The following is an 11557-nucleotide window of genomic DNA, read 5'->3' on the forward strand; positions in this document are numbered from 1 at the left end:
GGGATAAGTCATCACGTTTCATCGGTAGCTTCGATCAATATCCCTATTGAAAAATCACAATGAAACGGTGTCTGGGTAACGATGCTACCGCAAGAGTGCGAAATGGCGTGGCATCGTGGCCACTCCAGTCGTAGCAAGGGATTACGCATCCGTAGAGAACCCGTGGATTCTCCTTGGGAAATATTTTATCTATTGACAGGCGTTGCTCGGATTCCGTAGATTTCGATCTCGTTGAAGTAAAGAGAAGTATTTGTTCCAAAGCTTCAGGAGGCAGTATGGTCGGCATCACCAAAATGGGTCAGTTGCGGGGGCAGGGATTTCAAAAGATGGCTTATAGACAGCTCCGCCGGATGTTCGTGGTTTTGTTCATGATGGGTCTTACGACCTTGGCTATGCGGGCACAGACCGGCGGCCAGGCTGGCATTCAGGGAACGGTGACGGACCAGTCGGGTGCGGCAGTGCCGAATGCTACGGTGACCGCCACAAATAATGCGACTGGTGTCGTGACCGTCCGCGAATCGACCGGCAGCGGCCTCTACACGATCTCGCCGATCATTCCCGGAACTTATACGGTCACGGCCGCAGCGAAGGGCTTTCAGGGTTTCAAACAGGAGAATTTTTCGATCGATGCGCTGAAGCTTACCGGCCTGAACATAGCGATGGCGGTCGGCTCCGAAACGCAGGAGATCACGGTCAGCGCTGAGCCTCCCGCGCTGGAGACGACGAACGCCGTGCTTGGCGGCGTCATGCAGAACGAGACCTATCAGAATCTTCCTTTGCAGATGAACTCGCAGCAGCGCGATCCCACTGCCTTTGCGGTACTGGTCCCAGGCGTTCAGGGTGGCACGCGTGCACCCATCATCGGTGGAACGGGAAACTTCCTTGCCCAGGTTTATGTCGACGGACTTCCGATTGTGACGGTCAACCAGCAGGGTGACAATCGCACTGTTTCGAACGCGATTCCTGTGGAAGCTATCGACCAGTTTCAGGTAGTCACCAGCACGCCGGGCGCAGAGTACGGCGGCGCGGGTCTTATCAACTTCACGCTCAAATCCGGCGGCAATGCTTATCACGGCACCGCAGCGATCTTTGTCCGGAACACGATCTTCGATACCTGGGGATTCTCCTCACCGGCAGTAACAAAGAAAGACGCAAATGGCAACACCGTTTCCGCAGGCAAGCCGGTGGAGCACCAGAACGAGATCGTCGGGGCGTTCGGTGGACCGATTCCGCTGACGCGCAAGAAGGGATTCTTCTTCGCGGCTTACGATCGCTATCACGGACGGAATGGAATCAATCCCAATACTCTAACTGTCCCCACGACAGCGATGCGTGGCGGAGATTTCAGTAGCTTATTGACCACGGGCAAGGACTCGAATGGAGCATCCGTAATTCAAGGCCAGATCTACGACCCAACGTCAGCCGTCTCCTGCACCTCTCACAGCACGAATGGTCCTTGCCGCTATCAATTTGGATATAGCTATGGCGGTAGTGCTGGGCCTAACGGCAATCCCGTTAAGACAGGCACCGCGAATGTGATCCCCAGCAATTTGCTCTCACCGATTGCGATCAAGATGGCGAGCTATCTCCCATCTCCATCGAATGAGAATCTTAACTTCGGCAACCTCATCGCTGGAGTTGCGACGGGCTTCGATAATCACGAGTTTGCGACGCGTGTGGACTTCGACATCACCTCGAAGCAGAGACTTTCGTATGTCCTTACAATTGGCACACGTAAGAATGTTCCGTTTACCGTGGGTGGAACTCCCGCAGGCATCGTGCTCCCGCTGCCTTATACCGCAGGCGGCACCGCCATCATCAAGCCCACCCTTACCGATGTGGAGCACACCTGGACGATTACCCCGCGCATCGTCAATCAGTTCAAATTCGGCTTTGCTCGTTTCTCTCAACCAGTTGGCTCGCTTACCGAAGGAGTAGCACCTTATCGCGCGGCCGCAGACTTCGGGATCACGGGTCTTCCTGAGGGACAAGCCTCTGATGAGTTTCCCGGAGCGACTTTTGCCGCGACCGCTTTGTTTGGGACTACCGAGAGTCCATGGACCTCGAATGGTGCAAGCGGTGCAACGCAGACCACGGTTCCGAATACCTACACGTTGTTGGACAACCTTCAACTTGTGAAGGGAGAACACAATATCACGATTGGTGGGCAAATTCAGTGGCTGCAGGATAACGTAGCTTCTCAAACCGGACCTTCGGGTATTCTCACCATCCCCTATACCGCCAACTCAACGGCAGGTTTTCCTACGGGCGCTAATGGTCAGAATGCCACGACCTTGAGCACCACTACCTCCGGGTTTTCCTATGCCAGCTACCTGCTCGGCGCGGCCAGCCAGTCCAGTATTGCTATCCAGGCGGTCGCAGAAACGGGCGGGCGTTATCGCACGATTGCCCCTTATGTTCAGGACGATTGGAAGGTCAGCCAGAAGCTGACGTTGAATATCGGTCTGCGTTGGGACTATCTGCCGCCGTTCCACGAAGTGCAGGATCGTTGGAGCTTTCTGAATCCGAATTTAACCAACCCGATCACGGGAACTCCCGGAGCACTGCAGTTTGCCGGTGATCGAGGAGCTGGAATTAGTTGCCAGTGCCGCACCCCGGTAAAAACCTGGTGGAAGAACTTCGGACCTCGTATTGGTCTCGCTTATGCTGTCACGCCGAAGACAGTTTTGCGTGCAGGCTATGGCCTTTCGTATTCGATTGGTGGCGGTGTCGGTGGACGAGGCGGAGCGGGCAACGGCACGGGAAGTCTCGGCTTCAATACGACCGCGACCACTCCCGCCGATGTCAACACAGGCGCTGCACAGGCTGGGCCCTCCTTCTATTTGAACAACAGCACCGGCTTCCAGGCACTGGGACTTTCGAACACCAAATTTGGTGGACCGAATTTTGTTCTACCGACAACTTCCGCTCCGAGTGCAGCGAGTGCTTCTCTGAACACGGGCAACTACACAACTGCTTCAGGGGCCGCCGTGACGGCCAGCACTATGGCGTTCGCGGATCCATATCTCTCTGGGCGTGCACCGGAGTTCAGCTTCTTCAACGCTGGCCTCCAGCAGGCTTTCACCAACGATTTGACGATGACGTTGAACTACGCCGGAACGCAGAGTCACTTCCTGCTCCCGAGTACCGGCAATGCGCGGGGTCTTTATACGAACCAGCTGGATCCGAAGTATCTTGCCGCTCTAGGAGCAGTGATGGGATCTGATGGAAGCACGCCGCTCCTCAACTCTGCGGCCACTCCTGCCAACGTCGCTATCCTGAAGGCCAACTACGCAGGCGCGGGGCTGCCGTATGCTAATTTCCTTACTACGCAGAGCATCGCACAGGCGCTTGTTGCTTTCCCGCAGTACTCAGGTGTGACGGATACGTGGGGTCAGAACGTGGCAAATATCAGCTATCATTCGCTGCAGCTCTCACTCAGCCAGCGTGAATGGCATGGTCTGAGTTATACGGCCAATTACACATGGTCCAAGAACCTGGGAGACGACGGTACGTTTCGCAGCGGTTATGATCTGCCTGCGGGCGCGACTTCGAATGGACAGGCGTATAAGGCCAATCGAATCGACCGAAGCGAAACGCTTACCAACGTCCCTCACAATGTCTCCATCTATGGCGTGTATCAGTCGCCTTTTGGAAAAGGCAAGATTGGCGGAAACAGCTTCCTGGTTCGCGCATTGGCAGGCGGCTGGCAGCTCTCCGGTATTTACACCTTCACCTCGGGCGCGCCACTGGTCATCACCTATGCGGGATGCACTTCGCCGAAACTGGGGCAGTGCGAGATGGACCTCAACCCGAACTTCAAGGGGAAGAACCCACGGATCAATGGTCGTCTTGGAACGGGAACTACCGCATCGAACCTTGGTACGATTCCGTATATCGATAAGGATGCGTTTCAGCTTCCGGCTAAATTCAGCGCTGGTACGAACGCTCTGAATAAGATCGGAACCGCTCCTCGTACAGCTCCCTACGGTCTCCACGCTCCGAGCAAGTACAACATGGATCTTAGTCTTCGAAGGACGTTCAATCTGAGTCCAGAGAGATTTAGATTGGTGCTTGAAGCCGATGGTCTGAACATCACCAACAAGAGCACTTTCGGAAATATTGCTGTTGCCTGGAGCCCCACGACAACGAATCTCGGTTCTGTCGGAAGTGCCTCTGGCAACCGTGACTTCCAGTTCGCAGGCCGAATCAACTTCTAACCTTTTCCCCAGCCGGGAGCCCTTGTTTACGAGGGCTCCCGGCTACTTTTACGTAAAGGCGTTTTTGGAGTGTGATGTTCGTGATGCAATATTTTTCTTCTGGAACGCGCGCGGTGTATGCCGCGGCCTTACTGTTTATGGCCTGCACGATATCGGCCCAGACGGCAAAGATGCCAGCGGGTTCTGTTACGCATACCTTTCGTGTTGCGGGCGATCATTTTGAGTTGAACGGAGAACCTGTCCAGCTTCTTTCCGGAGAGATGCACTATGCGCGCATTCCGAGAGAGTATTGGAGAGCGCGGCTGCAGATGGCAAAAGCAATGGGACTGAACACCGTTGCGACCTATATTTTCTGGAACGTGCATGAACCGAAGCCTGGAGTGTATGACTTCAGTGGAAACCATGACGTTGCGGCGTTTGTGAAGATGGCGCAGGAGGAGGGCCTGAACGTCATTTTGCGTGCGGGTCCGTATGCGTGTGCGGAGTGGGAGTTTGGCGGTTACCCATCGTGGCTGATGAAAGACCCGAAGATGGGCTCAGCCTTGCGATCGAACGATGAAGTCTATATGGCTCCTGTGGAGCGCTGGATCAAGCGGCTGGGGCAGGAGATGGTTCCTCTGCTGATCTCAAACGGCGGGCCAATCGTGGCTGTCCAAGTGGAGAACGAATACGGAGACTTTGGCGGCGACAAGAAGTATCTGGCGCATATGCTGGAGATCTTTCAGAATGCAGGCTTCAAGGATTCCTTTCTTTACACGGTTGATCCTTCAAAAGCCCTGGTCAATGGTTCGCTTGAAGGGCTGCCTTCGGGGGTTAACTTCGGCGTTGGGAATGCGGAACGCGGGCTAACAGCGCTGGCTCATTTGAGGCCCGGGCAACCGCTGTTTGCTTCCGAGTACTGGCCGGGCTGGTTCGATCATTGGGGACATCCGCATGAGACGCGGCCCATTCCGCCGCAGTTGAAGGACATCGCGTATACCCTCGACCACAAGTCATCGATCAATATTTATATGTTTCATGGCGGAACAAGCTTCGGGTTTATGAGTGGAGCGAGTTGGACGGGTGGCGAGTATCTACCGGACGTGACCAGCTACGACTATGACGCGCCTCTGGATGAGGCGGGCCATCCGACGCCGAAGTTTTACGCGTATCGCGATCTGATGGCGAAGTACGTGAAAACACCTCTGCCACTGGTGCCTGCGGTGCCGGAGGTAATCGCCGTTCCGGAGTTTACTGTCGGGAGGGCAAGTTCGCTTTGGGACCATCTTCCCGTTCCGGTGAAGTCAGAGAAGCCTTTGACGATGGAGGCCATGGATCAGTCGTATGGCTATGCCCTCTATCGCAAGCAACTGAGTGAGCCGGTAAAGGGCGAACTGGTGCTGGATGCTGTGCATGACTACGCGCTTGTCTATCTCAATGGCAAGCTGATTGGTTCGATTGACAGGCGCCTGAAGCAGGACCGCATCACCTTAGCCACGGACAAGCCAGCGCGATTGGACATCCTGGTAGAGAACTCGGGACGCATCAACTCCACCAAGATGATGCGAGGCGAGACGAAGGGAATCACGCGTGGCGTAACACTTGCGGGCAGGCCGCTGACCAGTTGGGAGGACTACTCTTTACCGATGCTGGATGCGGGGACGATGAAAGCTTCGTCGACCAAGCGCCAGGTGAGCGGACCGCACTTCTCTTTTGGTAGCTTCAAGGTCGCGAAAGTGGGAGACACTTTTCTCGACGTGCGCGCATTGGGCAAGGGAGCACTCTGGATCAACGGACATGCCATGGGACGTTTCTGGAATGTAGGTCCTCAGGAGACACTGTTTGTGCCTGGCCCGTGGCTGAAGCGCGGCAGGAATGATGTGGTGGTCTTCGATCTCTTCGATACGACGGCTCAGAAATCGAAGCTGGCCGGATTGACGAAGCCGATTCTGGACGCAGAGACTCACGAGGTCAAGAAGACATCGGGAGCGGAATAGTGATGGATTCGAGAGAACGATGATGAAGATGAGATCGGTGTACGGATTTGTTGTACCTGCGCTTGCTGTCGCTTTTGTACTGGTTTCCTGGAGTGCGCGAGCGCAGGCACCGACGATTTCACAGAAGATTGCGGATGTCTCCTCACAGTTTACAACTCCGCCCGACGATGCGCGGGTTCTGATGCGTTGGTGGTGGTTTGGTCCTGCTGTGACGAAGCCTGAGTTGGAGCGCGAGATTCTGGCGATGAAGGCGGGCGGCTTCGGAGGTTTCGAGATTCAGCCGGTGTATCCATTGGAACCGGATGACTCACAGAAAAACTTTCGGAACCTGCCGTATCTCTCGAATGAATTTTTAGATGTCGTTCACTTTGCGGCGCAGAAGGCGCACGAGAACCGCATGCGCGTGGACATGACGTTGGCGAGCGGATGGCCGTATGGCGGCCCCCATGTTCCGGTAAGCGAAGCAGCTTCGCGGCTGCGTATGGTGGCTATCGATGTGCCAAGCGGAGCGATGGCTTTCGCGTTACCTAATATCGGCAATGGCGAAGCGATGCTGGCGGCGTTTGTTGGGGATGGTTCAGCGAAGACGTATGACACTGCGTCGTTGAAGCAGATCGATGTGCATGCTGTCAGTGGACGTGCGGAGATTCCTTCTTCTCAGCAGAGAAGAGTGGTTTTGTGCTTTGTTGCAAGCCGAACGGGGCAGCAGGTCAAGCGTGCGGCGGTCAATGCTGAGGGTTTTGTGTTGGACCACCTTAGCAGCACGGCGGTGCAGAACCATCTGCGGATCGTCGCGGAGCCGCTGTTGAAGGCTTTTGGAGATACGCCGCCTTATTCGGTTTTCAGTGACAGCCTCGAGGTCTACAACACCGACTGGACCGATGATTTTCTAATGGAGTTTCAGAAGCGGCGAGGGTATGACCTTACACCGCATCTGCCTCAGCTCTTTGGAGGGGATGGTGTGGAGGCTGGCGCAGTCCGCCATGACTGGGGTTTGACCATGACGGAGTTGGTCAACGAGCGCTATCTGACGCCAATTAATGATTGGGCGATTGCGCATCATACGCAGTTCCGTTCGCAGACCTATGGCGATCCGCCCGTTTCTCTGTCGAGTAATCGGCTGGTCGGGTTACCTGAAGGAGAAGGTCCGCAGTGGCGAAGCTTTTCGTTTACGCGGCTGGCTACGTCGGCGAGCCATCTTTATGGCAGACCTGTCACCTCCGCGGAGACGTGGACCTGGCTGCATTCGCCCGCCTTTCGAGCTACGCCGCTGGACATGAAGGCCGAGGCCGACCGGATGTTTCTGGAAGGTGTAAATCAATTCGTCGGTCACGGTTGGCCGTATACGCCGCCGGGGACGCCCGAGCCTGGATGGGCCTTTTACGCGGCGGCGGTCTTCAACGATCACAACCCCTGGTGGGGCGTGATGCCAGACGTTTCAAAATACATGCAGCGGATGAGCTACCTGTTACGACAGGGCAAACCGGCAAATGACATCGCTGTGCTGCTTCCAAATGATGACGCGTATGCGGAGTTCAAGCCGGGACATGCCTCTTTATCGGCTGAGATGAAGCAGTATGTGACGCCTGCGCTCACGGAGCAGATTCTGGATGCGGGTTTCAACCTGGATTATGTAGATTCTGAATCGATTGACCGAGTGGGCCTGCCGTATCCAGTGCTTGTGTTACCGCATATGAGCAGATTATCCCCGGAGACACTGAAGAAGATCGTTGAGTATGCGAAGAAGGGGGGGAAGGTCATTGTGGTTGGATCGAAGCCCTCCGAGGCTCCGGGATTTCTTCATGCAGAGCAGGTTTCTGTGGAGGTGAAGGCGTCTACGGAGTCTCTGTTCGCGCTCGGTGCTGGGGTCCAGTTCGTTGCTGAGGATGCACAGGTTGGAGAGGCGGTACAGAGGGCATTGAAGCCGGACGTACATGTCGCTTCGGATGTCGCAAATGTGGGATTTGTACATCGCAGGTTGGAGGATGCCGACGTGTACTTCGTGGCAAATACGAGTAATCATGCGGTGCATACCACGGCGAGCTTCCGCACGAAGCGAGTCTCTGCGGTATGGTGGGATCCGTTTACAGGAGCAATGTCGAACGCTTCGGCCAGTCCATTGGCTTTGGATCTGGCTCCGTATGAGTCGCGCGTGCTTGTGTTTCGTGATGGTCCACAGAGCGCTCTTTCGAAGGCAAAGGTTGGAACGAAGACGCAAGTCGCGGATCTGAGCCATGGTTGGCAGGTGCGATTCGTTGGGCTCGAACAAACAGAATCAATGGAGACGCTGCACTCGTGGACGGATACGGATGTGACACGCTATTACTCCGGCGAAGCTGTTTATAGCAAAGACCTCCAGTTAGAAGAGAAGCAACTGAGGGGAACGAACCTGATTCTGGACTTCGGTGAAGGAACGCCAGTCGAGGCTGATCCCAAGATCGCGAGTGGCATGCGAGCACTTCTGGAAAGCCCGATACGCGAGGCTGCAGTGGTCATCGTGAACGGAAAGCGCGCCGGATCAGTGTGGCATCCCCCTTATGCACTGGATATAACTCCGTTGCTGCACGCTGGAAAGAACATTATTGAAGTGCATGTAGGGAACACGGCGATCAATACGCTTGCGGGACGCAAACTGCCGGATTATCGACTGCTGAATGCGAGATATGGCGAGCGCTTTGTTCCACAGAATATGGACCATTTGCAGCCGCTGCCTTCGGGCATGCTGGGGCAGGTGCGTTTGATGGGAGAGAAGATCAAGTGAGAGTCATCCGTGCGGTTTCCCAAACTTCTTTCGTTGCGCTCTTGATGGTCGCAAGTTGCAACATGCTCTTCGCCGAGAAGAGCAAAACATTTAATGTCACAAACTTCGGAGCAAAGGGAGATGGCATCACGCTGGACTCGCCCGCGATTCAGCGGACGATCGATGCGGCTGCAAAGTCCGGTGGCACCGTAGTCTTTCGTGCGGGAACGTATCTTAGCGGGTCCATCTTTGTTAAGAGCGGCGTGACCCTGCGTGTGGACAAGGGCGTGACGATTCTCGGGTCGCAAAAGATTTCGGATTATCCACTGATGCCTACGCGAGTCGCCGGGATTGAGATGACCTGGCCCGCCGCTCTGGTAAACATCTACGAGCAGAAGAATGCCGAGATCACAGGCGAAGGAACGATCGACGGTGACGGCAAGGTCTTCTGGGATGGATACTGGTCGTTGCGCAAAGACTATGATACGCGCGGCATTCGATGGGCAGCTGACTATGATTCGAAGCGTCCACGATTGATCCAGGTTTTCAACTCGTCTCAGGTGAAACTGAGCGGTCTGATGTTGCGCCGCTCAGGATTCTGGACGGTGCATATCTGTTACTCACATGATGTAACCCTGGATGGCCTGACGATCCGCAACAACGAAGGGGGACGTGGGCCAAGCACGGACGGCATCGATATCGATTCATCGAAGAAGGTGCTGGTGCAGCATGCGGATATTGCCGTGAACGACGATGCGCTCTGTCTCAAGGCCGGACGCGACTCGGATGGTCTGCGGGTAAATCGTCCGACCGAGGACATCGTATTGCGCGATTCCGTCATTCGCGATGGTGCAGCAGGTGTGACGATTGGCAGCGAGACCTCGGGCGGCTTTCGCAACATCGAGGCATATGGCTTGACCGTGTTGAAACAGGTGCCTGTGGGTATTCTCTTTAAGTCCGCACGAACGCGTGGAGGATGGGGCGAGAACCTGCGCTTTCATGACATTACGATGACCGATGTACCGGTTGTGCTACGCGTAAACATGAACTGGAATCCGAGCTATAGCTACGCGCATATTCCAGAGACGATTAAGGACTATCCGCCTTACTGGACGGTGCTTTCTACCGAGGTGCCTGCGGAGAAGGGCATTGCGCGTTTTCGGGATGTTCATATCTGGAATATCAAGGCGACAGGAGCTAAGACTGCATTTGAAGTCAGTGCTTATCCACAGGTGCCTCTGGATCGTTTTGTACTGGACCATCTACAGATCGCGGCGCAGACAGCGGGGCATATCTCCAATGCGCATGATTGGAAGTTCTCCGATCTTTCGATGGTCATTGCGGACGGCAGCGTGGTGAAGCTGACGGACGATGTGAATGTGATGGGGCTTCCGCAGTAGAAGGTTGAGGATTTTGATGAAGACGAAGATCTATTCCGCGATTGGCATCTCCGTCCTATTGAGCGGGACGCTGCATACACAACAGAACTTTCCTCAGCCCACACCGGCGCAGCAGGCGATTGTAAACAAGGACAACTCGCGTCACTTCGGCGATTCGCCTGCAGACGGTGGGCCTATAGCGACGGATCTCTCAGCTGCTTTGAAGCCTGCGGATATAGACAAGGTCGTGCGCAAGGTTGCCGACTGGGAGCTCGCCCGATCGCAAGCTTACTTCGATCGCATCTGGACATGGAGCGTTTTGTATAGCGGATTCATTGCGGCCTCCGATGCGACGGGGGATGCAAAGTATCGCGATGCGATGATGGCGATGGGAAAGCAGTTCGACTGGAAGCTGCGCAACCATCTTCCCAATGCGGACGATCAGAGCGTGGCGCAGACGTATGCGGAGCTCTTTCTGAAAGAGCATGATCTAGCGATGATCCAGCCGACGAAAGATGAGATTGAGCCGCTGATCGCGATGAAGACTCTGAAGCCGGGCGATGATCGTCTGCCGTGGTGGTGGTGCGATGCGCTCTTCATGGGCCCCCCGATGTGGGCGCGGATGTATGAAGCCACGGGAGACAAGCGGTACATCACTTATCTTGACGAGCAGTGGCAGAAGACCTCGGATCTGCTCTATGACAAGCAGGAACATCTCTACTTTCGCGACGCGTCTTATTTGAGCAAAACCGAGGCGAACGGCAAGAAGATGTTCTGGTCGCGGGGCAATGGATGGGTGATGGGGGGGATCGTGCGAACGCTTGAGTATCTCCCGAAGGACGATGCTCGGCGCGGCTTTTACGTCACGCAGTTGCAAGAGATGGCTGCACGTGTGAAGGATCTACAGGGAACAGATGGATTGTGGCACGCTGGTTTGCTCGATCCAAAGGACTACCCCCTACCGGAGGTTTCCGGATCGGCGTTGTTTACTTATGCGATTGCATGGGGGATCAATCACCATGTGCTGGATGCGAAGGTCTATCGGCCTGTCGTGGAGAAAGCCTGGAAGGGAATGCTTCAGCACGTGTACGCCGACGGACGATTGGGATGCATTCAGCAGACGGGTGCCGAGCCTGCATTCTATGTGCCCGCAGCGAGTTACAACTATGGCGTAGGCGCGTTCCTGTTGGCCGGTTCGGAAGTTAAGGCGATGACGAAGGCGCACAAGCGCGAAAAGTAGGA

General features: G+C 55.4%; 5 protein-coding genes. All 5 read left to right on the forward strand.

Annotated features, from left to right (window positions below; genetic code table 11):
• Positions 1-275 precede the first annotated feature (275 nt).
• The 5 genes from ACIPR4_RS08505 (at position 276) to ACIPR4_RS08525 (ending at position 11555) form a co-directional block, all read left to right on the forward strand.
• Entirely contained in the window at positions 276-4220 is a 3945-nt protein-coding gene (locus tag ACIPR4_RS08505; RefSeq protein WP_013568251.1) for a TonB-dependent receptor, read from the forward strand.
• A gap of 74 nt (positions 4221-4294) precedes the next feature.
• On the forward strand, positions 4295-6196 hold the full coding sequence (locus ACIPR4_RS08510; RefSeq protein WP_013568252.1) for a glycoside hydrolase family 35 protein: 1902 nt from the start codon (positions 4295-4297) through the stop codon (positions 6194-6196).
• 19 nt (positions 6197-6215) lie between these two features.
• Positions 6216-8957, forward strand: a complete 2742-nt coding sequence (locus tag ACIPR4_RS08515; RefSeq protein WP_013568253.1) for a glycosyl hydrolase — start codon at positions 6216-6218, stop codon at positions 8955-8957.
• A complete protein-coding gene (locus tag ACIPR4_RS08520) occupies positions 8954-10336 on the forward strand; it encodes a glycoside hydrolase family 28 protein (RefSeq protein WP_013568254.1) in 1383 nt (460 codons plus the stop codon). Before ACIPR4_RS08515 ends, ACIPR4_RS08520 begins: the two co-directional genes overlap by 4 nt.
• Before the next feature lie 16 nt (positions 10337-10352).
• Positions 10353-11555, forward strand: coding sequence for a glycoside hydrolase family 88/105 protein (locus ACIPR4_RS08525; RefSeq protein WP_013568255.1), 1203 nt, complete (start codon positions 10353-10355; stop codon positions 11553-11555).
• Positions 11556-11557 lie beyond the last annotated feature (2 nt).

Origin of the sequence: Terriglobus saanensis SP1PR4 (assembly GCF_000179915.2) — a bacterium.
Taxonomy (GTDB): Bacteria; Acidobacteriota; Terriglobia; order Terriglobales; family Acidobacteriaceae; genus Terriglobus; species Terriglobus saanensis.

Bases quoted from the DNA above. Each gene is read 5' to 3' on its own strand.
- ACIPR4_RS08505 (WP_013568251.1), top strand. From the start codon at position 276: ATGGTCGGCATCACCAAAATGGGTCAGTTGCGGGGGCAGGGATTTCAA.
- ACIPR4_RS08510 (WP_013568252.1), top strand. From the start codon at position 4,295: ATGTTCGTGATGCAATATTTTTCTTCTGGAACGCGCGCGGTGTATGCC.
- ACIPR4_RS08515 (WP_013568253.1), top strand. From the start codon at position 6,216: ATGATGAAGATGAGATCGGTGTACGGATTTGTTGTACCTGCGCTTGCT.
- ACIPR4_RS08525 (WP_013568255.1), top strand. From the start codon at position 10,353: ATGAAGACGAAGATCTATTCCGCGATTGGCATCTCCGTCCTATTGAGC.